A 22,980-nucleotide genomic window follows, 5' to 3' on the forward strand; every position below is an offset into this window, starting at 1 on the left:
CTTAACGGCTACACTCACCGCGCATGGGCGCACTCAATGCCTTGCTCAGCATTGACCCCACCAGCCCTTGCCCAATGAGTACGGTGAGCTTTGCGATGGCGGCTTCCAGAGTGATATCGCTGCCGGCAATCACGCCCGCTTGATTGAGTGCAGCACCGCTGGCGTAGGCGCCCTGCACTACCTCACCTTGGGCACACTGGGTGACGTTAAGCAGCGCTACGCCTCTCTCGCTGGCCGCCTTCAAGGCGTCAAGCAGCTCGCCTTCAAAGCTCAGCGGGTTGCCAACCCCGTAGCTATAAAGCACCAGCCCTTTTAGCGTTTTATCCGCCAGCAACGCCTTTGCGCGGCGCAGCGACATTCCTGGATGCAGCGGCAGTACCGCCACCGCCTCGTCGTCCACCTCAATAGGTACAAAGTTGGGTATACCGCTTAGCAGCGCCGAAGGTTGGGGAAAACTAATGCCAATACCAAGCTCGGCAAGCCAGGGGAAGTTGGGTGAGTCGAAGGCATCCAAGCCTTGAGTGCGCACCTTGCGGGCTCGGTTACCGCGCAACAGCCGGTCGTGAAACACCAGGCTTACTTCACAAGGTGTTGCGGGGTGAGCCGCAAGCTGCAGCGCGCTGAACACATTATTCAGCGCATCGCTTCTTGGCTCACCCAGTGGAATTTGGGAGCCGGTGAAGATCACCGGCTTATTCAACGCACCGAGCATAAACGAAAGCGCCGCGGCGCTGTACGCCATGGTATCGGTGCCATGGAGTATCACAAACGCTTCATAGCACGACCAGTGGATTTCCAGCTGTGCCACCAAACGGTTCCAGGCCTCTGGCATTAGCTCGGCGCTATCAATCAACGGCTGCATTTCCAGCACATCAAACGCTGGCAGCCGGTAAAGATCGTCCAATGCCAAATACGCCGCTAGGCGTTCGGCCAGCCCCGCGCAAGGTATATAACCCTGTGACGATGGTTGCATACCAATAGTCCCACCGGTATAGAGCATCAGTACGCGGGGCATGGTCACTCCTTTCCTAATCAGTACAGTCGTCTAAATAAATACTTACTTCGCAGGCGCGCCTTCCAGGCGCTGCTTTAACGCTTCGGCCTCTTCAGGCTCTAGCTCCCAGGCTTTTGGATCCAGGTCAAGATCCGGATGCTGGTTAGCGTCAAAAATCGGCTGTTTGATGCCCTGCCGACGCTGACCATCGAAGTCTTTCAAAATGCGCAGGCCGCACTTAAACAGCATGATCAGCGCAATCAGGTTGACCACGGCGAGCAGCCCCATGGTGACATCCGCAAAGCCAAACACGGTGCCCAAATCAGTGGTCGCGCCCCAGCAAACCAACAGCACGATGGCGACGCGGAAGGCGTTAAACAGGTTCTGGTTGTCGCGGCTAAAGAAGTTGAGGCTGTTCTCACCCAAGTAGTAGTTGTAGAGAATGGTGCTAAACGCAAACAGCAACAGTGCCAAACTGACAAAAGTGCGGCCCCATTCGCCCACATGGTCGGCCAGCGCTGCCTGGGTCAGGGCGATGCCTTCAACACCAGCACCTACGGTCGGGTCATAAGCACCGCTGAGCAGAATCACAAACGCCGTGGCGGAACAGATAATCACGGTATCGATAAATACCGAAAACGCCTGCACGATGCCCTGGTTGGCAGGGTGCGGCACATAGGCCACCGCCGCGACGTTTGGCGCACTACCCAAGCCCGCTTCATTAGAGAACAGGCCACGCTTCAGGCCCATCATAATTGCCGCGCCAATACCGCCACCAATCAGTGGTTCAAGGCCGAAAGCGCTCTTTACAATCAGCACAATCACGCCAGGTATTTCCGTAATATTCATGGCGATGACCAGCAGCGCAATGGCGATATAGCTCACCGCCATAAAGGGCACCAAAACCTCGGAAATACGTGCAATACGCTTAATACCGCCGAAAATAATCAGCCCTACCAACATCGCCAGAGCAATGCCGCTATACAACACCGGTACGCCAAAAGCATCGCCGAAAGAGGTTGCCACCGCATAGGATTGCAGTGCGGTAAAGGCAAAACCGAAGGTCAACAGCAGCAGTACCGAGTAGAACGCTGCCAGCCAGCGCCACTGCTTACCCAGCCCTTTAACAATGTAGTACGCGGGGCCGCCGCGATAGGTGCCGTCACCTTCGGCTTCTTTATAGGTCTGTGCCAGGGTGCATTCCAAAAAGCTGGTGGCCATACCCATTAAGCCCACCAACCACATCCAAAAAATCGCCCCTGGGCCACCCAAGGTAATCGCAACCGCTACGCCGGCGATGTTGCCACCACCAACGCGCCCAGCCACTGAGAGCACCAGCGCCTGAAACGAGCTTAAATGGCCGTGTTTATTGCGCTTAAAGGCTTGGCCGGAACCGAGGATGCGAAACATCTCACCGAAATAACGAAACTGCACAAAGCGGGACGCAACGGTAAAACCGATGCCAACGCCCACCAGCAGCACTAGTAGAACCTTCCCCCACAGGAGGTCATTGAGCATATCGAGCATGTGATTCTCTCCGCGTTTTTGTATTAGCGTTATGTTTGAATTCGCGTCGTTTGTTATCGCGCTTGTGGAATTCGCGCCGCGGAGAACGTTTTACCAAGTGTGGGGCAGGATTAAATTTGGCGCAGCGGTGCAGTTGTGTGCACTCGCTGCATCAGTGGGTGCACCATAGTGCATCAGGCAAGCCGTCAGACCTTCTCGGCAATGCGGTGGGCTAACTTATGGATAAAGGGGCCGCTGATAAACGCAATGATCCCAGCGGCTGGCCAGGCAAGAAACCAAGCGTGCATCCAGATGCCAACAAAATCAGCATGCATGCCGATATTCACGTAGGTCACCCAGGCAGACATAATTAGCGATAGCGTAAACGACATGAGAATAGCGAAGATAATTCTATGTTTCATGAGAGTACCTAAGGATGATGTATAAGTGCAGGTAGATTAACAAACATCTATAACGGTAATATATGCCAATATATGAGAATCAATTTTACAGAATTGCAAAATGCGAAAACCCTCGTTAGATGACCTAAATATCTTTATCGTGGCCGCTAATCAACGCAGTCTCACGGCTGCGGCGGCATCGTTGAAGATGACTATTGCCACCGTGTCGAGGCGTATAAGCGCATTAGAAGCCACGCTAGGCGTTGAGTTGCTCTATCGCTCAACCAAGGGGTTGACGTTGACGCCTCACGGCGAATCCTACTACCGCGAATGTGAGGAATTGGTGCTCGCACTAGATCAGCGCATTTTGGATCTGGATCAAACGCTGCATAGCCTAAGCGGGCCGTTGAAAATTATGGCGCCGGTCAATTTGGGCAGCGGGCCGCTAGATGCATTTTGGCGTCACTTTATCCATCGCTACCCTGAGATTTCGCTGACCATCGAGCTGGACAACAACGTAGCCGACATTCGCGGCCAACAAGCGGATATTGCACTACGCTCTGGGCCACAAAAAGACGATACGCTGATCCAGAAATACCTGGGCTATATAGAGATCATATTGGTGGCATCACCCACCATGATGCATCCTCTTCCCAGTAAGATTGATGAGTTAGAAGCGTGCCCCAGCGTGGCCGCCAAAATGTTTAGCGACTGGCATCTCACGCACAGGGAAGGCAGTCAGTACACTTGCCGCAAAAGCCATTTTCACATCAGTAACGACATGAGTATTGTGCTGAATCTCACCCAATCGGGCGCCGGCGTTTCCTTGATGCCTACCAGCATGGTGGCCAACAGCCTACAAACGGGGGAGTTAATCCGAGTACTGCCTGAGTGGCAGGGGCTCAACAGGGAAATTTTCCTGGTATGGCCCTACCGGCGAAGCCTTTCAGCGCGGGCCAAGCTGTTTCGCAGCGAGTTAATCGAATTCCTCAGTCACCAATCCTGGTTCCACTCTGCTGATTAGACCGACTGTACGGAGCAAACTGGCTTCTCTACTGGCGCCGTAACGCCAGCAGTTAACGATCATCATTTTTGGATAATGCTTAGATGCCCGCTTTTGCCGCCCGAGCAGCGTGGAGCTTTTTATAGCTTTCAATCAAGCGCTGGTGGCGCTCTAGGCCTTCTAACTGCATGTTAGTGGGCGTTAGGCCGTGGAAACGCACCTCGCCACTCACTGAACCAACCACCGCCACCATGGTGGCTTCGCCGAACATGCGCTGGAAGTTATGCAGATAATCTTCAAGCGCCAGCTCGTCATCCAACACAATTTCCAGCACCGCGTTCACCGCCTGGTAGAACAGGCCGCGCTCGACGGTATTGTCGTTGTACTGCAGGAACATCTGAACACAGTCCAGCGCTTCTTCGTGACGGCCAAGCGCCAGGTAGACCAACAGCTTCAGTTCCAGAATCGTCAGCTGTCCCCACTCGGTGTTTTCATCAAACTCAATACCAATCAGCGTAATGATATCGGCGTGGTCATCCATCTGGCTCTCTTCCAGCCGCTCGACTAGGTCGGTGAGTTGATCGTCATCCAGGTGGTGCAGATTGAGAATATCTTCACGGTAATCCAACGCCTTATTGGTGTTATCCCAGATCAAGTCCTCGATGGGATATACCTCCGAGTAGCCCGGCACCAGAATACGGCACACCGGTGCGCCCAAGTCTTCGTGTACCGCCATGTACACTTCGGCATCTAGCTCTTCAAAGATACCAAACAGCGTGTCGGCCTCTTCTTGGTTGCTGCCGGAGAAATCCCACTCACTGAATTCAAAATCGGGCTTGGCGCTAAAGAAGCGCCAGGAGACCACACCTACCGAGTCGATAAAGTGCTCAACGAAGTTATTGGGCTCGGAAACCGTCTGCGAATTAAACGTCGGTAGCGGCAGATCGTTCAGGCCTTCGAAACTGCGGCCCTGCAACAGCTCGGTCAGGCTGCGCTCCAGCGCCACTTCAAAGCTTGGATGGGCGCCAAAGGAGGCAAACACGCCGCCGGTGCGCGGGTTCATCAAGGTGACGCACATCACCGGGAACTGCCCGCCCATGGAGGCATCTTTGACCAACACTGGGAACCCCTGGGCTTCCAGAGCGTTAATACCCTCTACTATGCTTGGGTACTTTGCTAACACTTCCTGCGGTACATCCGGCAGGGTTAGCTCCTGCTCAAGGATTTCACGCTTCACTGCCCGTTCGAAAATTTCCGACAGACACTGCACCTGGGCTTCCACCAGAGTGTTGCCCGCACTCATGCCGTTACTCAGGAACAGGTTTTCGATCAAATTGGAGGGGAAATAGATCGTTTCACCGTCGCTTTGGCGCACAAACGGCAGTGAGACAATGCCCCGGTCTTCGCGGCCAGAGTTGGTATCAATCAGATTCGAGCCGCACAGCTCGCCTTCGGGGTTGTAGATATCAAGGCAGTGTTCATCGAGAATCCCTTCGGGGAGCTCGTCATTCGGCCCTGGCTTGAACCACTTCTCATTGGGGTAGTGAACAAAGGCGCTGCCCGCCATCTCTTCGCCAAAGAACTGGTCGTTATAGAAGAAGTTGCAGCTCAGACGTTCGATAAACTCGCCCAACGCCGAACACAGCGCACTCTCTTTGGTCGCGCCTTTGCCGTTGGTAAAGCACATGGGGGAGGCCGCATCGCGAATATGCAGTGACCAAACATGAGGCACGATATTACGCCAGGAGGCGATTTCGATCTTCATGCCTAGGTTGGCCAGTATCGCGCTCATATTGGCAATGGTCTGCTCCAGCGGCAGGTCTTTACCCTCGATGTAGGTACTGCCGCCTTCCGGTGCGCCCATCAGCAGCGCCTGGGCGTCCTCGTCGATGTTTTCTACCGTCTCGATCTGGAAATCAGGGCCGGTTTGCACCACCTTCTTAACCGTGCAGCGGTCGATGGAGCGCAGAATGCCCTGGCGATCTTTTTCAGAAATATCTTCCGGCAACTCGACCTGAATTTTGAAAATCTGCTTATAACGGTCTTCCGGGTCGACGATGTTGTTTTGTGACAGGCGAATATTTTCGGTAGGGATATCGCGGGCGTTGCAGTACACCTTTACAAAGTAGGCCGCACACATGGCAGACGATGCCAGAAAGTAGTCAAACGGCCCCGGTGCCGAGCCGTCACCTTTGTAGCGAATCGGCTGGTCGGAGATAACCGTAAAATCGTCGAACTTAGCCTCCAAGCGGAGGTTGTCGAGATAGTTAACTTTGATTTCCATGAGCGGGCATCCGGAGCAATGAGTTTGCCTAGCAGTAGGCAGTAGGCGAATTGCGGCCCATTATCCAGTTTTTTACCCGCTTCGTCTTGGTCAGTCTCCCAAATCATCTACCACATGTCGTGCAAAAATGGTTGTTCTTACTACAGCAGCAACTCGGGGTTCTCTTCACGAACTATTGAGCTTGCATCATACGCTCCGCCTCAGCTTCGCTGACCCCGAGCATCAGCAAAATCTGGCGTTGTGTGGCTACCAACACCTGCTTTCGCTCCACCTCCCCCGGCAAACTTTTGGCAATGGCGACGGCCCCTACCAGGGAGGCCAATATGACCCGGGATTTATCAGCAATCGCTTTGCGGTCATCGGCAAAGGGAAGTTGTTTCAGCTTACTCAGCGCTATCAATCGCGTTTCAAGCATCTTTTTCATACTCATATATGACGCTTCAAACAAGGTGCGGATTTCGGCTTTTTCACTGCCTATTTCGTTGAACAGTACCGCTTCAGGCCCCGGCTTATGCTTAGCTTCCAACTCTTGGAGATTGCAGTAGTTGGCGACTAATTCGGTTAGATGTTGTAACGAAAGTGGGCCTTTTACCAGCCTGGCCGCCCGGCTGTTATCAATGGTTAGGCGAACAGACTCATTGTAAAGGGCCTCTTTGGAAGCGAAATGGGCGTAAAAAGCGCCATGCGTCATCTTGGCTAGCTTCATGATCTGGCCAATCGATACCTTTTGAAACCCATTACGGCTGAATAGCTCTGTCGCCGAAGCCAAAATGCGCTCTTTGGTTTTCGATTTATGGCTCTTGGGATAAGGCATATCTACCTCGTCAGCTAAATATTATCTTGATCATATAGTGCCCATTGCTAGGGTGACCATATCAATAAATTAGGAGCCACTATGCACTCACCTATCGTGATTACCGGCATGGGTATGGTCAGCCCGCTAGGCAACAGCGTCAATAAAAGTTGGCAGCGACTGGTTGACGGCCAGTCTGGCATCAGCACCATTGACCGCTTTGACACCAGCAATATCCCGATCAAAATTGCTGGGGTGGTGCCTAGCATTAACCAAGACCCCAGCGGCGGTATTGACCTGAATGAGATAGCTGACCCCAAAGAGCAGCGCAAAATGGACTTGTTCAGCCTTTACGCGTTAGCAGCAGCCCATGAGGCACTGTCACAGGCCAACTGGTTCCCCGCTGAGCAGGCTCAAAAACGCAGAACGGCCACCATTATTGGTTCTGGCATTGGCGGTTTCCCGACCATTACGCAAGCCCAAAAAAACCTTGCCGAGCGCGGCTATCGCAAACTCTCCCCCTTCACAGTGCCCGCCTTTCTAGCCAATTTGGCGGCTGGCAATCTGTCCATTCGCTATGGCTTTCAAGGCCCACTGGGGTGCCCGGTTACAGCTTGCGCGGCAGGTCTACAGGCCATTGGTGACGGTATGCGCATCATACGCAATGGAGAAGCCGATGTAGCCCTCGTCGGCGGCGCCGAGGCATGTATTGACCCGCTTTCACTGGCCAGCTTTAACGCTCTAAAGGCCGTTTCCACAGAAGCAGACAACCCTGAACGCGCGTCCAGACCCTTTGATAAAGCCCGTAACGGTTTTGTGATGGGAGAAGGCGCTGGCGTTATGGTGATCGAAACGCTTGAGCATGCGGTCGCGCGGGGTGCAACGCCGTTAGCGGTGATTAGCGGCTACGGCACCAGCGCAGATGCCTATCATCTAACGGCAGGCCCAAAGGATGGGGCCGGCGCAGCGGCAGCGATTCAAGCGGCGCTAGGCATGGCGAACCTTACCACTGATGCTATTGACCATATCAATGCCCACGCTACCTCGACGCCCGTTGGCGACCGGGCTGAAATTGCCTCATTGCGTAATGTATTCGGTGAGCGCTTGCCCGCCATTCCTATTTCGGCAACCAAAGCCGCCACAGGCCATCTCTTAGGCGCAGCAGGGGGCATAGAGAGTATTTTTTCTGTATTGGCAGCCAATACGCAGCAACTTCCGCCTACCATCAATCTTGAGCACTGCGATGATGATATGCAGGATTTAACCTTCGTCACGGCGACTCATCAGAAGCACGTCACTAAGCATGTATTGTGCAACGGATTCGGTTTTGGTGGCGTCAATGCGGCGCTTATTGTTAGCAGTATCGAGCGTTAAAGACGGAAATAAATAAACCGATCTGCCGCCAGGCTATGATCGGTTTATCTAAACACTATTGTCACCCTTTCTTGCATAGAAACGACAGCGCTTCCTCAAGCAGCATTTCGGGAACTTCCTCAGCGATGTAGTGGCCGCAAGGCAGCGCTTTGCCGTCTACATCGGTGGCGACTTTTTGCCACTCGCTTAAAGCATCGAAGCAGGCTTCAATAGCGCCTTCAGCGCCCCACATCACTTTTATCGGGCAGGTGAGTTTTACACCCGCGTCGATATCTGCCTGATCGTGCGCTAAATCAATCGTGGCGCTGGCGCGGTAGTCGCCGCAAATGCCGGTGGCGGTACCGGGGAGCGACAAGCAGCGCTCATATTCGGCCAGGGCTTCTGAGGAGAAAGGCGCCATACCGGCACTGCGGGCACCCATTACGCTTTTCAGATATTGGGCGGGATCGCTCTGGATCAGCATTTCCGGCAGCGGCTGAGGCCGAATCAAGAAGAACCAGTGCCAGTAACTGCGTGCAAAGGCCTCGTTGGTGCCGCGATACATGGCAAGCGTCGGGGCGATATCCAATAGCACCATGCGCTCTACGCGTTCAGCGTGGTCAACCCCTAAACGGTGGGCGACCCGCGCGCCGCGATCATGGGCCAGCACTTTAAAACGCTCGAAACCCAGCGCGCTCATTAGCTCAGCCATATCCTGCGCCATAGCGCGCTTGGAGTAATTTAGATGCTCAGGATCATCGTCGGGTTTACTGCTGTCACCGTATCCGCGCAGATCCGCGGCGATAATGGTGAAATATGGGGCAAGTTCTTCTGCCACTTTGTGCCAAATCCCGTGGGTCTGAGGGTGGCCATGAAGCAGTAGCAGTGCCGGGCCTCTGCCACCCATTCGAAAAGCGATCTCGACGCCATTAACGTGGCGCGTTTGTTTTTCAAACCCATGAAACATGGTGTTCTCCTGGTCTGCTGGCAATGTAACTAACACAACGTAATCGCGTAACCCTTTTATAAACGCCTATATCAGTGATTCGCAATACAAGTTGATGTTAAACCCTGACCTCAGTCGCTAGCGGCTGTAACCTTTTAACTGCTGAATAAGAAAGTCTTTTAACGCTATCACGGCAGGCGTCAATGAAAGGCGATGAGGGCACACAAGGTAAAGCGGCGTTGGCTCGCAGGGAAACTCCTCCAGCATTGCCACTAGGCGACCATTGCGAAGATCTTCTTCAACGTCTAGCCGTGACTTGTAAGCAATGCCCTCGCCAGCCAATGCCCAGCGCCGCACACAATCGGCATCGTCGCTCACCCGATTGCCTTTTACGTTGATGTTGTCACTCCCGAACTTCCACTGGTTATGAACACGTTCGCCAAGCACGAAACACAGACAGTTGTGCTGGTGTAAATCGTCGGGGTAAGCAGGACTGCCATGACGCGTAATATAGTCTGGAGAGGCACATACCACGCGATAGTTATCGCTTTTAAGCGGCAATGCGACGAGGCTGGAGTCTTCCGGAACGCCGTATCGCAGGGCGATTTCTACGGGTTGGCGGAACAGGTCACTCACGCGGTCACTTACTCGCAGGCGTAAATGCAACTGCGGGTGCTGGGCCATAAAGGTGTCCAACCAGCCCAGCAGCACATTGCGACCCAGGTCGGAAGGCATGGCAAGACTGAGCTCTCCAGCGATCTCTTGGCGCTCGCGGTGAAGTTCTTTCTCGCCTTGGTTTAGAGCATTGAGCGCCGCTTTAGCGTGCACAAGGTAGTGTGCGCCCGCGGTGGTTAGCCGCAAACTGCGGGTAGAGCGCACCAATAGCCGTGTGCCTAGCGCGTCTTCCAAACGTTTGATGGCCACACTGGCCACCGCTGGAGTAATCGCTAACTCCCGCGCAGCGGCAGAAAGGCTGCCGTACTCGGCGGCATAGGTCAGCACTTTTAGATCATCGACACGCATTAGACCCCCTGGCGCCTGCTATCTTCAAAATTTATTAGAAACTGTTAGCAAGATTACCCCTCTTTTTAGCAAAACAACATCCAGGCATGATGGCGCAACGACAACTCACGAGACTCCCCATTATGAAAGCGATTGCCTTTACCCAAAGTCTGCCTATTGATCATCCTGATGCACTTCAAGAGATTGAGTTACCGATCCCAACACCAGAAGCCCACGATATTCGTGTTGCGGTTAGCGCCATTTCCGTAAACCCCGTTGATGCCAAAGTGCGCAACAGCGCCTTGCCGAAAACCGGCGAGCCGCGCGTACTTGGGTACGATGCTGTGGGCATTGTGGATGCCGTTGGCAGCGCCGTTACGCGTTTTCAGCCAGGTGACCGGGTGTGGTATGCGGGTAACGTTGCTCGCCAAGGCTCTAACGCCGAGTTTCAACTGGTCGATGAGCGCATCGCCAGCCTAGCGCCAAAAAGCCTTTCTGACACTGAAGCCGCTGCGCTTCCATTAACCGCCATTACCGCTTGGGAACTGCTGTTTGACCGGCTAGAGCTGGGCATGCGCGATACCCAAGGCAAAAGCCTGTTGGTGATTGGCGCAGCGGGGGGCGTGGGCTCAATCCTTGTGCAACTTGCCAAACAGCTCACCGATATTACTGTTATTGGTACGGCGTCTCGGCCCGAAAGCCAATCCTGGGTGAAGTCGCTAGGCGCGGACGCAGTGATTGACCACCACCAACCACTTGATCAGGCGCTTAAAGTGGCAGGCTTTGACGGGGTGGATATGGTGATCAGCCTTAACCAAACCGATCACCACTTTGAGGCCATTGTTGAAGCCCTTAAGCCTCAGGGCAAATTGGCACTGATTGATGACCCGGAACTGATCGATGTGCGGAAGCTCAAAGTGAAAAGCCTTTCGCTGCATTGGGAGCTGATGTTTACCCGCCCGTTATTCACCACCGACGATCTTGCCAAGCAGCACGATCTGCTCACAGAAGTGGCAGCCATGGTCGATGATGGAAGGCTAACAACCACCTTAGGCGAGGTGTTAGGCCCCATTAATGCTGAGAATCTAAAACGCGCGCACGCACTTATTGAGAGCAACCGCACGATCGGCAAACTGGTCTTGGAAGGTTTTTAAACAAAAAATTGCTTAATGGGCGCGACGGCCCTGGCACAAGGCCGTTGCACTCTGAGGCGTGAACCATCACATTAGGCAGCCACGACACCAAGAGAATCGAGTCACCCCATGCATGACGATTTTGTGGCCAACCTGCGCCTGCTCTGCAGCTACTACCCGTCTATTGCAGAGGTTTGTCGGCGTTTAACGATCAACCGTGCTCAGTTTAACCGCTACCTGAGTGGGCGCTACCGCCCCAGCCACGCCGCTCTTCAGCGCATTTGCCACTTTTTCGGCGTCACCACTGAGGATATCGCGCTACCCCATCATGATTTTCGTGCTCTGGTACAAACCGGCCAGCTCAATAGAGAAGCAACCCCAGCAACGCTGCCTTGGCCTAACGCGCTGGTTCAGCGCGGCAGCGAAGGCATGGAGCGCTATATTGGCCGTTACTTTGAGCTTTATCACTCAATGTCGCGACCGGGGCAGTTAATGCGAACTTTGGTGTGCCTGGAAGCACGGGAAGGTGGCGTGGTCTATCAGCGCACCGAGCGGATGCAGACCACGCCCGGCTCCCGCCCGTGTCACAATCGTTATGTAGGTACCGCGGTTAAGCTTGCTGATCGACTCTTTTTGGTCGACCACGAAACCCTTAACGGCCATGAAATCACTCAGACGATTCTGTTTCCGAGTTTTCAGAGCCAAGTAACGCGTTTGACCGGCTTAAAAATAGGCGTGGCGGATAACAGTGAACGCATGCCCTGCTGTGTGCGGGTGGTGTATCAACGCCTGGATGAACAGGTCAGCCTGCGCGAAGCGCTGGCACAGTGCGGTTTAATAACACTGGACGACCCTTCACTTGATGACGCTCTAATAGCCGCCACTCGAAACGATGTGGCCGCTGATGAGCATCACTTCAGAGCTCGTCACTAGAGCACGGATGTTTAAGTAGGTAAGCGTTAAGAGGAAGGCACCAGCACTTGCTGGAACAGAATCTTTTCAAAGTGTTCCATGGGCTCGACGGATTTCAACGTCTTGGCGCGTAGAATAGCGCCTTCCCAGCCGGTAAGAATAAAGCTGGCTAGCGCTTCTGGGGGCGAATGGGTGGCAATATCTCCCCGCGCCTGGGCATCTTCCAGGCAGCGCACAAAACGCTGCTCCCAGCGCTGAAAGACTAGATTTAGCGCATCGCGGAAGGTATCGCTCTGCCCCGAAAGCTCTTGGCCAAGGTTGCCAATCAAACAGCCCGTGGCGTGGTCGCACTCGTGCATATGCTCACGGCCAGCCGCGAAGTAACGTTTTAGACGCTCAAGCGGCGGCGTGTCATTATCTTCCAGCAGCGCCATCAACGTTTCATCATAGCTGGCGGCAAAACGCTCGATCACCGCCAACCCGAAATCTTCTTTGCTGGAAAAGTAGTGATAGAAAGAGCCTTTAGGCACACCGCAGGTTTTTAAAACGGCATTAATGCCCGTTGCGTTGTAGCCTTGCTGACTAATCAGCTGGGCGCCGCTATCGATTAATTTGTCGCGCGTTGCAGTATTTTTCATATGCCTAAAGTAGACCAGTCAGTCTATTGCTTTCAAGTGAGAGAAAGCCAAGTGAATGAAAGCCAATTTGTAAGAGAACCCAATTGTAAGAAAATCTAGCTGTAAGAAAGCCTGGTTAAGTGGCAGTTGCATGTTATTTGCACATTTTTTGACTAATGGCTGCTTAACAATGCGCGATGCTGGGCTTTGTACGAAAACTGACTGCTCTCGCCAATACGGCGTTAAAAATCAACTCGTGCGCGAGTCCGATCAAAATGCTCATTTACACCCGTAAATTCGCACGCGAATCCGATCCTTTTTTCGTTGATTTTTGCCTTATCTAGCCTTCGCTCGGCGACTTTTCGTACAAACCCTAGCATCATACGCTTATTTTTCTGGAATTTTCGCTCCCAATGGATGACGCGCGGTAATGACTCTTTCTCGCTATTACGCTACGAATCAACATGGCCGCATTCGTTTGGGTGCTGTGGTCGCATTATTGATTCTTATTACCACATTGACCCTTGCTTGGTGGATCATTACTCAACCACCGCGTATAGAGCGTACCCCACCGCCTGAGCCTCTGCCTAGTGTGGTAGACGTCGTCACGGTGAATGCCAGTTCCCAGGCACCCAACCTGTACGCTTTTGGGCGTGTTGAAGCAGAGCAGGAGACGATGCTGGCCAGCCGTGTAGCGGGCCAATTGGAGCGTTTTGCTGATAACGTTGTGCCCGGTCAGGTGGTCGAGCAGCAAGCCCCTGTGGCCTATATTGATCAAGCCGACCTGGCACTGAGCCTTGAAGATGCTGAGGCGCAACTAGCCAATGCTCAAGCGCAGCTGGCGCTAGAGCAGGCGGAGCAGCAACGCGCCCGCAGCGAGTACGAATCTTTTGGTCGTCAGCTCTCAGCAGAGCGGCGGTCACTGGTACTACGCGAACCGCAGCTGCGCCAAGCACAGGCCCAAGTCACCCAAGCACGAGTGGCCCGCGACCAAGCGGCTCTGAATGTGGAACGCGCCACTCTCACTGCTCCCTGGCGGGCCATGGTGCAAGAGCGCCTGGTCGGCGCCGGCAGCCTGCTCAGTCAGGGTACAGAAGTAGTCCACTTGGTGGGCGTTGAGCAGTTTTGGGTGCGCGCCTCGCTTCCCAGCGAGTGGACGGAGTGGCTGGAAGCGGGTAGCAGCGTTACGTTAACCAGCCGCGGCTGGCCCGAAGGCGCCACACGCGAAGGACTCCTGGTCTCAATGCTACCCAGCCTTGAAGAGAATGGCCTGCAGGCACAGCTGTTGATTGCGGTTAACGACCCGCTCGCCCTAGAGACCGACGGCCCTGCCCTGCGCCTGGGCGATGTCCTGCGCGCCTCTTTTCAACCGGCTATTCAGGAGCAGCTTATTTCACTACCTTCTGCGGCTCTCCGCCCGGGTGACGTAGCGTGGCGGGTAGATGAAGAGAATCGTTTACGCCGAACGCCGGTCACCCTGGCTTATCGCGGGGAAGATGATGCTTTGATTCGTGGCGGCTTGGAAACCGGCCAGCAGGTCGTCACCGCGGGCTTGGCCCAGCCCAGAGAAGGCCAGCTAGTGCGCATTCGTCACCCCAACGACACCCCGGCTCAAGCAGGAGATGGACCGGGAGATGAATCATGAAGGTACCACGCGGCCCATTGGCTTGGATGGTAGATCACGGGGTAGCCCCCAACTTATTGATGGTGCTGTTTATCGTCGGCGGCCTAATGGCGTCGCTAGCGATTAAGAAGGAAGTGTTCCCTGAATTCGACATCGAAGTTGTGCAAGTCACTATCAGCTACCCTGGCGCCACACCGGAGGATGTGGAACAGAGCCTGCTGCTACCGGTGGAAGCCGCGATTGCCGATGTAGAGGGCATCGACGAGCTGACCGCGACGGCCAGTGAAGGCAGCGCCAGCGTCTACGCAACGCTGATTGATGGTGTGGATGTGATGCGCGCCTATCAGGATATCCAGCAGGCGGTGAACGCCATCACAACCCTACCCAGCGCTGCCGATCCACCCCGCTTTACCCTCGCGGGGCGCTCCCGCAGCGTGTTGAGCCTACAGGTTTACGGCCAAGTCGGTCTGGAAGCACTGCACAACGCGGCCGAAGATGTACGCGGTGAACTGCAAGCCACTTCCGGCATCTCCCGTGCGGAGCTATCCGGCAACCGCGAGCGAGAGATTCAAGTCCACTTGGATGAAGAGGCCATCGAGCGCTATGGCCTCGATCACCAGGAACTTGCCAACCGCATTGCCGAAGAAGCCCTTGACCTCGCTAGCGGCCAGCTCACAACAGAAGAAGGTGAGTGGCTGATTCGCTATCAGGGGCGGCGTAACAGCGCCGAGGCCTTTGCCGAGCTGCCGATTCTGACCAGCACCCAGGGGGCGCCGATTACCCTGGGCGAGATCGCCAGAGTCAGCGATGGCTTTGCCGAAACCGACCGAGAGGAGTTTTATAACGGCCAGCCCGGTCTCTCTGTGGATGTTTACCAGATTGGTGATCAAACCCCGACCAGTATTTCGGAAGCGGTCAACGGTGAGCTTGAGCGCCTACGCGCAGGTATGCCAGAAGGCGTCAGCCTGGATATTTCCCGCGACAGCTCAGAAGTTTACGAAGATCGTCTTAGCCTGCTGTTAAAAAACGCCTGGATGGGGCTAGCGCTGGTATTGGTACTCATGGCGCTATTTTTGGAAGCGCGGTTGGCGTTCTGGGTCACCCTGGGCATTCCAACGGCGTTCCTGGGTGCCATGCTGTTTCTGCCCTGGATCGGCGTCTCGCTCAATATGATGTCGATGTTCGCCTTTATTATCGCCCTGGGGATCGTGGTAGATGACGCCATTATCGTTGGTGAGAATATCTACAGCTACCGGGAAGAGGGTTACTCACTGCGCGATGCGGCGGTCAAAGGTGCCAGCGAAATTGCCACGCCGCTAACCTTTGCGATTCTGTCCAATATCGTCGCCTTCCTGCCGCTGCTATTTTTACCCGGCTTTTTGGGGCTGATTTTTGCCACCGTGCCGGTAGTGGTGGTGACGGTATTCTTGATTTCCTGGCTGGAAGCCTTGGTGATTCTACCCGCTCACCTGGCGCATAGTCGCAAACCGCGCCAAACCCCGGCGTGGCAGCGTCCCCTTGAAGCACTGCGCCAGCGCCTTCAGGGGGGCCTGCACCACTTTACTTATCACCAGTTCGAACCGTTCCTGCAACGCGCCCTCAATCAGCGCCTGCTCAGTGTTTCGCTGGGCATCGCGATTCTGTTGATCGCGCTCTCCTGGGCGATGAGTGGGCGTTTGGGCTTTTCCCTGATGCCACGGGTCGAATCGGATCAGGTGCAGGCCACGGTCACCCTGCCCATTGGTAGCAATATCAACGTTAGCCGCGAGCTTAGCCAACAGTTGCTCGACGCCGCCGATGCCCTCAGCGAGCGCGAAGAGACACTTAGCTTCAGCAGCTCACGCAGCCGCTTAGATGGCGAAAGTTTGGAAGTGCGTTTGGATATTGCCAGCGAGAGCCTGGAAGCGTGGCCACCCTCGCGTATCGCCCGGGAGTGGCGTGATCTCACCGGCGATTTACTCGGCGCCCAGTCGGTTCGTTTTGAAGCCGATGTCGGCGGGCCCGGTAGCGGCGCGGCACTCAGCCTACGTCTTTCGCACCCGGATACTCAGGTGCTGGAAGCCGCCGCCGAACGCTTAGCGGAAACGCTGGGCGGCTATGGCCTCACAGATATCGACAGCGGCCTTGGTGACGGTAAACCGCAGTTAGAAATGCGTCTTTCTGCCGAAGGCCGCGCCTTGGGGCTCACGGGTAATAATCTAGCCCAAGCCCTGCGCGGGCCACTCCAGGGCGCCACCGCCCTTGAACAGTACGTGGGGCGCAGCGAAATCAGCGTTGAGGTACGTTTACCCACCGACAACCGCGACAGTTTGAATGAGCTCTACCGCATGCCGGTGCGCACACCTGATGGGCTGAGTGTACCGCTATCGCGAGTGGCCGACATTACCATCAGCCAAGCCTCTAGCAGCCTTGAACGCATTAACGGGCGGCGGATTATTACCGTTACCGCTGACTCGGAAAGCGATGTGGCCATCAATCAAGTGCTCGCCACGCTCCAGGAAGAGGAGTTTCCCAGTCTGGAAGCGACCTGGCCGGGGTTGGAAGTCAGCATGGGTGGCCGTCAGCAGGATACCGCCGACAATTTAGCCACGCTAAGAACTTCCATGTGGTTAATGATTGCCGCGCTCTATGCACTGCTGGCGATCCCTTTTAGAAGCTACCTACAACCACTGCTGGTGCTGGCCGCGATCCCCTTTGGCATTGTTGGTGCCGTCGCTGGACATATGATCATGGGCTTCGGGCTATCCATCATTAGCCTGCTGGGTATGCTGGCGCTCTCAGGCGTGGTCATTAACGACGCCTTGGTGCTGATTGATTACGCCAACCGCAAACGCCGTGAGGGCATGGCCGCCCGGGAAGCCATTGTGGCAGCAGCCACCCGCCGCTTACGCCCGATAATGATGACCACGCTGACGACCTTTCTAGGTCTAGCACCGATGATCTTGGAAACGTCCAGACAAGCGCGCTTTATGATCCCCATGGCGATCTCGCTCGGCTTCGGTATGCTTTTCGCCACAGTGATACTGCTGATCCTGGTGCCCTGCCTCTATTTAGGCATGGAGAATGTTCGCGAGCGGCTCAGCGCGCCACGCCAACCGACACTAGATAAAAACCCTAGCCAAGAAGAAGAAGGAGCCCACTGATGGCCTTGCTCACAGCCATACGTCAATGGCGCCCCTCTCGGCTGGGGCTCAAGCTGTTCGTGATTATTCTCAGCGTCAATGTAGCGATCTCAGCGAGTATGTTTCTTGCTGTCTCGTACAGTATTGACCGCGGCTTTCTCGACTACCTCAACCAGGCCCAGGAACGCCGTGCCACACTGCTGGCTGACGGCCTCGTGACTCGCTGGGAAACCCAGCAGAGCTGGGGATGGCTGGAGCAGTCACCGGAACGCTGGCCGTATATTGTCCGCTTTGAACTGGGTCAGGAGCATAGTGACCGCCCTTCGCCACTCGGTGAGGCGCGGGACTTCACCCTGCGCGCAGCGGATGGCCGTTTTGTGGTGCTCCCCAGGAGCGGGCGCGAAGGTTCGGGCAGTTGGCATTGGCTAACCCTTCGCAGCGGCGATACCGATATCGGCTCGCTGGGTTTTCGGCCCCCCCGAGAAATGATGGAGCGTATGGAGAGCCGCTTCCTTGAGCGCCAACAGCGTAACTTGGTGCTTATCGTGATATCACTCTGCGTTGCCTCACTGCTACTGGCAGGCGGGCTCTCCTGGTGGCTGGGGCGACGCACTCGGGCACTGGCGGGCGCCACGCTGCGGCTTACCGAGGGCGACTATCGCACTCGACTGCCTGAACGCGGTCGCGATGAGCTATCGCGCCTGGCACGCGACTTCAACGTATTGGCGGCAACGCTGGAGGCCAGCCGCGATGCCCGCGCCCGCTGGGTTTCTGATACCGCCCACGAGCTGCGCACGCCGCTGGCGGTGCTGCGCGGCGAAATCGAAGCCATGCAGGATGGGATTCGTCCATTGAATCAGGAGAACCTTAGCTCCCTCGCCCAGGAAGTGGGGCAGCTAGAGCGTTTAGTGGCGGATTTACGCTTGCTATCGCAAAGCGATGCTGGCGCGCTGGATATTCAGCTGGCGCCGATGGATCTTAGCGACTGCCTTGCCAGCCGCCTGTCCGACGCCGACCGCTGGTTAGTCGAAAGCGGTTTAACGCTGACCGAACAGATCGAGCCTGGCATTATGATTCGTGGCGATGCCCAACGCCTGCGCCAGCTGTGGAACAACCTGTTGGATAACAGCTGCGCTTATACCCAGCCGCCGGGAGAGCTACGCGTCACGCTTACCGCTCAGCAGGGAATGGCCGTAGTCATCTGGGAAGACAGTACGCCAGGCGTGCCGGAAGGTGAATTAGCCCGTTTGACCGAGCGGCTCTATCGCGTTGAAGGCTCGCGCAGCCGTGCCAGTGGCGGCAGCGGTTTAGGACTCTCAATTGCCAGCGCCCTGGTTAATGCCCACGGCGCAACGCTGACGCCCTCTAGCTCAACGCTAGGTGGGCTACGCTGGACGCTACGTTTTCCGCTGTTGGCTGCTGATTAATATTTCCGGGATTAGTGTCACCAAAACTGATAGTACAAGAACCGTTACGCCCTGCTTTTACGTTCACTGTTAAGCGAGTCTACCGCTATGTCTGATGCTGCCTCTTTACTGATTGTTGAGGATGAACCGAAGATTGCCCGCCTAATGACGGACTACTTAACCACTCATGGTTTTGAGGTGACGACCTTAGGCCATGGCGATGAGGTAATGCCGTGGCTGGAGCAACACTCCCCCGCTTTGGTGCTGCTCGATATCATGCTACCAGGCAAAGATGGCCTCACCCTAAGCCGGGAAATTCGTCAAAAGTGGCCGACCATTGCGATCATTATGGTCACCGCCAAGGTAGAAGAGGTGGATCGCTTGCTGGGGCTAGAGCTGGGTGCCGATGACTACATCTGCAAGCCATTCAGCCCCCGGGAAGTAGTCGCCCGGGTGAAGGCGGTGCTGCGCCGCAGCCAAGCAGTCGCCGATGCCCCAACCAAGGTGCAAAACGCCCCCGTGGTATTAAACGAAGACGGCTGGCAAGCGCTCGCCCACGGGCAGGATTTAGGCCTGACGGCAGTAGAGTTTCAACTGCTGCGGGTGATGATGCAGGCGCCAGGACGTATCTTCAGCCGCGAACAGCTGATGGATCACATGTATCGCGACAACCGCATCGTCTCGGAGCGCACCGTGGACAGCCACATCAAAAAGCTGCGCAAGAAGATCCACGAAGCGCTTCCGGAGCTGGAGATCATCCGTTCTGTCTATGGCGTAGGGTATAAGTACCAGCCGGAGGGATAACAACAGGACTGCTTATGAAGGCGCTTGTAGTAGAAGACAACGTTAATTTAGCCAACTCTATTGCAGCCACACTTAGCGAGGCTGCCTTTAGCATTGATGTCGCCGACGATGGCAGAAAAGCACTCCATATGCTTGAACAGGGCGGATACGACCTGTTGGTGTTGGATCTTGGCCTGCCTGAATTGGATGGCATCTCCTTACTACGCACATTACGCCACCAGCAGGATACGATCCCTGTCTTGATTATTTCGGCACGCGACAGCCTGGATCAGCGCATACATGGTCTTGAAGTGGGCGCAGACGACTATCTATGCAAGCCTTTTTCGTTGGAAGAAGTTACTGCACGTGCCCGTGCGTTAGTGCGGCGTGCCAAGCACTTTGGCGGAGAAACGCTGCAGTGTGGGCGCTTAGAGTTTTTACCTGATGCCATGGAGCTTCGGCTTGATGGCAAACCCTTGCTGTTGCATCGCCGCGAGTTAGAAGTCATGGAGTACCTGCTGATAAACCAAAATCGCCTCGTTAATAAGGATCAAATTATCGACCGACTATCTACCTCAGATGAGTCGGTCAGCTACGCTGCGGTGGAAACTTACATCTCCCGGATTCGTAAAAAAATTGGCTACGATTTCGGCTTAAAAACGGTACGCGGCCTGGGCTATTACCTGGAATCTAAAGAAGTGAAAGCCCCTGATTATGAATAAACGCCAATCGATCCGCAGTCGGCTGCTTTTATGGATTGGACTGCCTTTCACCGCCCTCGCGATCTTGGCATTGATCTCTAGTCACCTGCTGCTGTCTCGCCAAATTAATGCCACCTTTGATGACCTGCTACTTAATGCAGCTCAGAGACTGGAGCGTCGAATTTACACAGCGGATGGTGAGCTACGCATCAATATGCACTATTTCAGCATCAGTACACTTGGCAGCAGAGGTGAAGGAAAAATTTTCTATCGCATTAAAGAAAATGACGGGGACATAATCGCAGGCTTTAGCGGTTTGACAGATCCACCCCAAACGTCGCATGAGCCAATTTTTTATGATGTAGATTATGCGGGCAATGCTTTAAGAGCCGTTGCGCTTACCCTTCCGTTCCGGCGCGGAGGCGAACCGGTAGACATTGAAGTCGTCGTCGCCGAATCCAAAGAAGCCCGCCACACCCTTACCAACGACTTCATGATAACGCTCACGGGATTAATGGTCGTTACAGGATTACTAGCAATTTCAATTGCACTTTTAGCCATTCACCTTGGGTTAGCACCTCTTAACGCGGTTAGCCAAGCCTTGCGACAACGTTCACCGAATGACTTGCATGCATTGGATGATGCAGCCCCAAAAGAGATCCTGCCGCTAATCCAGAGCATTAATCATTTAATGCAGCGTATGCGGCGCAGTATTGAAAGCACTCAGCAGCTCAATGCTGATGTCTCGCATCAGCTTAGAACACCGGTCTCAGAGATTCGCGCTTTAACGGAAATGTCGCTTAAAGACCCCTCGCAATCACCCGCTCATACTAGCCTGCGAGAGATTCAACGCATCGCTGAACATGCCAGTCATACCGTTAAGCAACTGCTTAAATACGCCAAGACACGCAGCGAATTAGTCGATACGTCTCATCTCGAAAGTGTCGATTTAATCGCCATTTGCCATGATGCCTGTGCCCAGACTGCCCCTAATATTTATAAACAAAGCCAAGAACTCGCCTTTGATCAACATAAAGCAATACCTAACATTTTGGGCGACCCCATTATGCTGCGCTGGTTGGTGACCAATCTCATCGAAAATGCCAGCGTGCATGCGGGTGGCAGCATGGCCTATAGAGGCGTTATAACCGTTGCACTAACGGCTGACACGCGCCAAGTAACGTTAACGGTTAGCGATGAGGGTACCGGCGTGGAGGAAGCGCAGCTTTCCAAATTGACGGAGCGCTTTTTCCGCCACAACAAACATACGCCTGGAAGCGGATTAGGGCTGGCCATTGTGGAACAAATTGCAACGACGCACTCTGCCCGACTGGCGTTAACGAATCGGCCCCAGGGCGGCTTTGAGGTCACGGTGACTTTCCCCGCTATTTAAGCGGCTGATTGACTATCCGCAGCATTAGCGGGGTCATAAAGATCAATAGCAGTAGGCGCAGTATGTGGTGAGAAACAACATAGACTGGGTCGATACCCATCACCATGGCGATCACCGCCATTTCTCCTACTCCACCAGGAATTAACGCAAGCAGGACGGCAACGAAGGCTAGTTGAGTAAAACTTGAAACCAACCATGCCATTAGCGCCGCTACCACCAACGCAAATAGGGCAAATGTAATCCCATAGCGCCCCATGCTGACTACCTGCGACCACTGAGTTCCTGAAAAACGCGAGCCTACAGAAGCCCCCAGCACCAGAAATGCTGCAAGCACTACCCCGGTCGGCAGGGAGTAATCAAATCCAAGATTAGCAATAATGGCCCCTGCGGCCATGGGCCCTAAAAACTCAGGCAGAGGAATTCTTAACAAGCGCGCTAACCACCAACACAGTGGTGCCAATAACAGAGGCAAAATATCGACTAAGGCTAGCGCTGATGGCGAACTGGCAAGCGCCACATCATCAACAAAAAAACTCGCCACGAAAGCCGCACCCGAGACCACGGTGACTAAGCGTAGTGAGTGAGAGATGGCGATCCAACGTAAATCTCCATTTGCACGTTCAGCCAGCACCAGCGCTGAATTCATACTCCCTGGGTACGAGCAAAAAATAGCATTCATCCGCCCTACTCTTGCTCGGTTAAAAATCCAGAACCCGCCGATCAACATTAGTCCCATATAAACCAGCATTGCCAGCACACTGGGGTACCACAAAACCAATCCTACGAGCTCATCTGCTTGGATTCGACTCCCGATAAATAGCCCTAGCAGTGCGATGGCGGTGCGGTGTACGCGCTTATCGACACCTGTTTTCACCCCCACCAGTGATAAGCCCATCACCATAAACAGAGAACCAAGCATCCAAGCCAAGGGCAATGAAAAAAGGGTGGCAAACCAGCCACCCACAAAACCCAAGCCAACGGTAATGACAGTTCTTTTCAACATTTCA

Annotated in this window: 19 protein-coding genes; 10 read left to right on the forward strand and 9 right to left on the reverse strand. The window is 54.7% G+C overall.

What is annotated here, in order from left to right:
* Position 1: 1 nt before the first annotated feature.
* The 3 genes from ACW17M_RS15815 to ACW17M_RS15825 all read right to left on the reverse strand — a co-directional run bounded on the left by ACW17M_RS15815 (position 2) and on the right by ACW17M_RS15825 (position 2,922).
* Positions 2–1,015 carry an asparaginase gene (locus ACW17M_RS15815; RefSeq protein ID WP_039859381.1) on the reverse strand — a complete coding sequence of 338 codons (1,014 nt, stop codon included), beginning with the start codon at positions 1,013–1,015 and terminating at the stop codon, positions 2–4.
* A gap of 42 nt (positions 1,016–1,057) precedes the next feature.
* The gene (locus ACW17M_RS15820; RefSeq protein WP_009287354.1) at positions 1,058–2,521 is read right to left on the reverse strand and encodes an alanine/glycine:cation symporter family protein; all 1,464 of its coding nucleotides are present in this window, start codon (positions 2,519–2,521) and stop codon (positions 1,058–1,060) included.
* 185 nt (positions 2,522–2,706) lie between these two features.
* A complete protein-coding gene (locus tag ACW17M_RS15825) occupies positions 2,707–2,922 on the reverse strand; it encodes a DUF2798 domain-containing protein (protein ID WP_022522320.1) in 216 nt (71 codons plus the stop codon).
* Between the two features lie 100 nt (positions 2,923–3,022).
* Between ACW17M_RS15825 and ACW17M_RS15830 the strand changes: the two genes are divergently transcribed.
* Entirely contained in the window at positions 3,023–3,925 is a 903-nt protein-coding gene (locus ACW17M_RS15830) for a LysR family transcriptional regulator (RefSeq protein WP_009287355.1), read from the forward strand.
* Positions 3,926–4,004: 79 nt separating this feature from the next.
* On the opposite strand, the gene ACW17M_RS15835 is transcribed toward ACW17M_RS15830, so the two are convergent.
* Together ACW17M_RS15835 and ACW17M_RS15840 are read right to left on the reverse strand one after the other, a co-directional pair.
* Positions 4,005–6,188: an OsmC domain/YcaO domain-containing protein gene (locus ACW17M_RS15835; protein WP_039859382.1), complete on the reverse strand. Its 2,184-nt coding sequence runs from the start codon at positions 6,186–6,188 to the stop codon at positions 4,005–4,007.
* Between the two features lie 172 nt (positions 6,189–6,360).
* Positions 6,361–7,002, reverse strand: a complete 642-nt coding sequence (locus tag ACW17M_RS15840) for a TetR/AcrR family transcriptional regulator (RefSeq protein ID WP_027958059.1) — start codon at positions 7,000–7,002, stop codon at positions 6,361–6,363.
* A gap of 81 nt (positions 7,003–7,083) precedes the next feature.
* Here ACW17M_RS15840 and fabF point away from each other — a divergent pair, with 81 nt between their 5' ends.
* Complete coding sequence (gene fabF / locus ACW17M_RS15845) at positions 7,084–8,355, forward strand: beta-ketoacyl-ACP synthase II (protein ID WP_041158842.1); 1,272 nt, start codon at positions 7,084–7,086, stop codon at positions 8,353–8,355.
* A 61-nt stretch (positions 8,356–8,416) separates the two neighbouring features.
* On the opposite strand, the gene ACW17M_RS15850 is transcribed toward fabF, so the two are convergent.
* Both ACW17M_RS15850 and ACW17M_RS15855 read right to left on the reverse strand, forming a co-directional pair.
* Positions 8,417–9,301 (reverse strand): alpha/beta fold hydrolase, encoded by an 885-nt coding sequence (locus tag ACW17M_RS15850; protein ID WP_041158843.1) that lies wholly within the window; start codon positions 9,299–9,301, stop codon positions 8,417–8,419.
* Positions 9,302–9,418: 117 nt separating this feature from the next.
* Entirely contained in the window at positions 9,419–10,303 is an 885-nt protein-coding gene (locus ACW17M_RS15855) for a LysR family transcriptional regulator (protein WP_009287358.1), read from the reverse strand.
* A 122-nt stretch (positions 10,304–10,425) separates the two neighbouring features.
* Here ACW17M_RS15855 and ACW17M_RS15860 point away from each other — a divergent pair, with 122 nt between their 5' ends.
* The gene (locus ACW17M_RS15860) at positions 10,426–11,436 is read left to right on the forward strand and encodes a zinc-binding alcohol dehydrogenase family protein (protein WP_022522314.1); all 1,011 of its coding nucleotides are present in this window, start codon (positions 10,426–10,428) and stop codon (positions 11,434–11,436) included.
* Between the two features lie 108 nt (positions 11,437–11,544).
* The gene (locus ACW17M_RS15865; RefSeq protein ID WP_022522313.1) at positions 11,545–12,348 is read left to right on the forward strand and encodes a helix-turn-helix domain-containing protein; all 804 of its coding nucleotides are present in this window, start codon (positions 11,545–11,547) and stop codon (positions 12,346–12,348) included.
* Positions 12,349–12,374: 26 nt separating this feature from the next.
* Here ACW17M_RS15865 and ACW17M_RS15870 read toward each other — a convergent pair whose 3' ends face one another.
* Positions 12,375–12,965, reverse strand: a complete 591-nt coding sequence (locus ACW17M_RS15870; protein WP_022522312.1) for a TetR/AcrR family transcriptional regulator — start codon at positions 12,963–12,965, stop codon at positions 12,375–12,377.
* A 409-nt stretch (positions 12,966–13,374) separates the two neighbouring features.
* Between ACW17M_RS15870 and ACW17M_RS15875 the strand changes: the two genes are divergently transcribed.
* From ACW17M_RS15875 to ACW17M_RS15900, 6 genes are all read left to right on the forward strand, one after another.
* Entirely contained in the window at positions 13,375–14,589 is a 1,215-nt protein-coding gene (locus ACW17M_RS15875; protein ID WP_230803726.1) for an efflux RND transporter periplasmic adaptor subunit, read from the forward strand.
* Positions 14,586–17,711, forward strand: coding sequence for an efflux RND transporter permease subunit (locus tag ACW17M_RS15880; RefSeq protein ID WP_141440737.1), 3,126 nt, complete (start codon positions 14,586–14,588; stop codon positions 17,709–17,711). The genes ACW17M_RS15875 and ACW17M_RS15880 overlap by 4 nt, the downstream gene beginning before the upstream one ends.
* Complete coding sequence (locus tag ACW17M_RS15885; protein ID WP_009287362.1) at positions 17,711–19,117, forward strand: ATP-binding protein; 1,407 nt, start codon at positions 17,711–17,713, stop codon at positions 19,115–19,117. The genes ACW17M_RS15880 and ACW17M_RS15885 overlap by 1 nt, the downstream gene beginning before the upstream one ends.
* A gap of 87 nt (positions 19,118–19,204) precedes the next feature.
* The gene (locus ACW17M_RS15890) at positions 19,205–19,900 is read left to right on the forward strand and encodes a response regulator (protein ID WP_009287363.1); all 696 of its coding nucleotides are present in this window, start codon (positions 19,205–19,207) and stop codon (positions 19,898–19,900) included.
* Positions 19,901–19,914: 14 nt separating this feature from the next.
* On the forward strand, positions 19,915–20,601 hold the full coding sequence (locus ACW17M_RS15895; protein ID WP_009287364.1) for a response regulator transcription factor: 687 nt from the start codon (positions 19,915–19,917) through the stop codon (positions 20,599–20,601).
* On the forward strand, positions 20,594–21,973 hold the full coding sequence (locus ACW17M_RS15900) for a sensor histidine kinase (protein WP_009287365.1): 1,380 nt from the start codon (positions 20,594–20,596) through the stop codon (positions 21,971–21,973). Before ACW17M_RS15895 ends, ACW17M_RS15900 begins: the two co-directional genes overlap by 8 nt.
* Here ACW17M_RS15900 and ACW17M_RS15905 read toward each other — a convergent pair.
* Entirely contained in the window at positions 21,966–22,976 is a 1,011-nt protein-coding gene (locus tag ACW17M_RS15905; protein ID WP_041158846.1) for an AbrB family transcriptional regulator, read from the reverse strand. The genes ACW17M_RS15900 and ACW17M_RS15905 overlap by 8 nt on opposite strands.
* Positions 22,977–22,980: the final 4 nt, after the last annotated feature.

This window comes from Vreelandella sp. 2A-K22 (assembly GCF_054065485.1).

Coding starts and splice junctions, on each gene's coding strand:
- ACW17M_RS15815 (WP_039859381.1), bottom strand. CDS start 1,015: ATGCCCCGCGTACTGATGCTCTATACCGGTGGGACTATTGGTATGCAA.
- ACW17M_RS15820 (WP_009287354.1), bottom strand. CDS start 2,521: ATGCTCGATATGCTCAATGACCTCCTGTGGGGGAAGGTTCTACTAGTG.
- ACW17M_RS15825 (WP_022522320.1), bottom strand. CDS start 2,922: ATGAAACATAGAATTATCTTCGCTATTCTCATGTCGTTTACGCTATCG.
- ACW17M_RS15830 (WP_009287355.1), top strand. CDS start 3,023: ATGCGAAAACCCTCGTTAGATGACCTAAATATCTTTATCGTGGCCGCT.
- ACW17M_RS15835 (WP_039859382.1), bottom strand. CDS start 6,188: ATGGAAATCAAAGTTAACTATCTCGACAACCTCCGCTTGGAGGCTAAG.
- ACW17M_RS15840 (WP_027958059.1), bottom strand. CDS start 7,002: ATGCCTTATCCCAAGAGCCATAAATCGAAAACCAAAGAGCGCATTTTG.
- fabF (WP_041158842.1), top strand. CDS start 7,084: ATGCACTCACCTATCGTGATTACCGGCATGGGTATGGTCAGCCCGCTA.
- ACW17M_RS15850 (WP_041158843.1), bottom strand. CDS start 9,301: ATGTTTCATGGGTTTGAAAAACAAACGCGCCACGTTAATGGCGTCGAG.
- ACW17M_RS15855 (WP_009287358.1), bottom strand. CDS start 10,303: ATGCGTGTCGATGATCTAAAAGTGCTGACCTATGCCGCCGAGTACGGC.
- ACW17M_RS15860 (WP_022522314.1), top strand. CDS start 10,426: ATGAAAGCGATTGCCTTTACCCAAAGTCTGCCTATTGATCATCCTGAT.
- ACW17M_RS15865 (WP_022522313.1), top strand. CDS start 11,545: ATGCATGACGATTTTGTGGCCAACCTGCGCCTGCTCTGCAGCTACTAC.
- ACW17M_RS15870 (WP_022522312.1), bottom strand. CDS start 12,965: ATGAAAAATACTGCAACGCGCGACAAATTAATCGATAGCGGCGCCCAG.
- ACW17M_RS15875 (WP_230803726.1), top strand. CDS start 13,375: ATGACTCTTTCTCGCTATTACGCTACGAATCAACATGGCCGCATTCGT.
- ACW17M_RS15880 (WP_141440737.1), top strand. CDS start 14,586: ATGAAGGTACCACGCGGCCCATTGGCTTGGATGGTAGATCACGGGGTA.
- ACW17M_RS15885 (WP_009287362.1), top strand. CDS start 17,711: ATGGCCTTGCTCACAGCCATACGTCAATGGCGCCCCTCTCGGCTGGGG.
- ACW17M_RS15890 (WP_009287363.1), top strand. CDS start 19,205: ATGTCTGATGCTGCCTCTTTACTGATTGTTGAGGATGAACCGAAGATT.
- ACW17M_RS15895 (WP_009287364.1), top strand. CDS start 19,915: ATGAAGGCGCTTGTAGTAGAAGACAACGTTAATTTAGCCAACTCTATT.
- ACW17M_RS15900 (WP_009287365.1), top strand. CDS start 20,594: ATGAATAAACGCCAATCGATCCGCAGTCGGCTGCTTTTATGGATTGGA.
- ACW17M_RS15905 (WP_041158846.1), bottom strand. CDS start 22,976: ATGTTGAAAAGAACTGTCATTACCGTTGGCTTGGGTTTTGTGGGTGGC.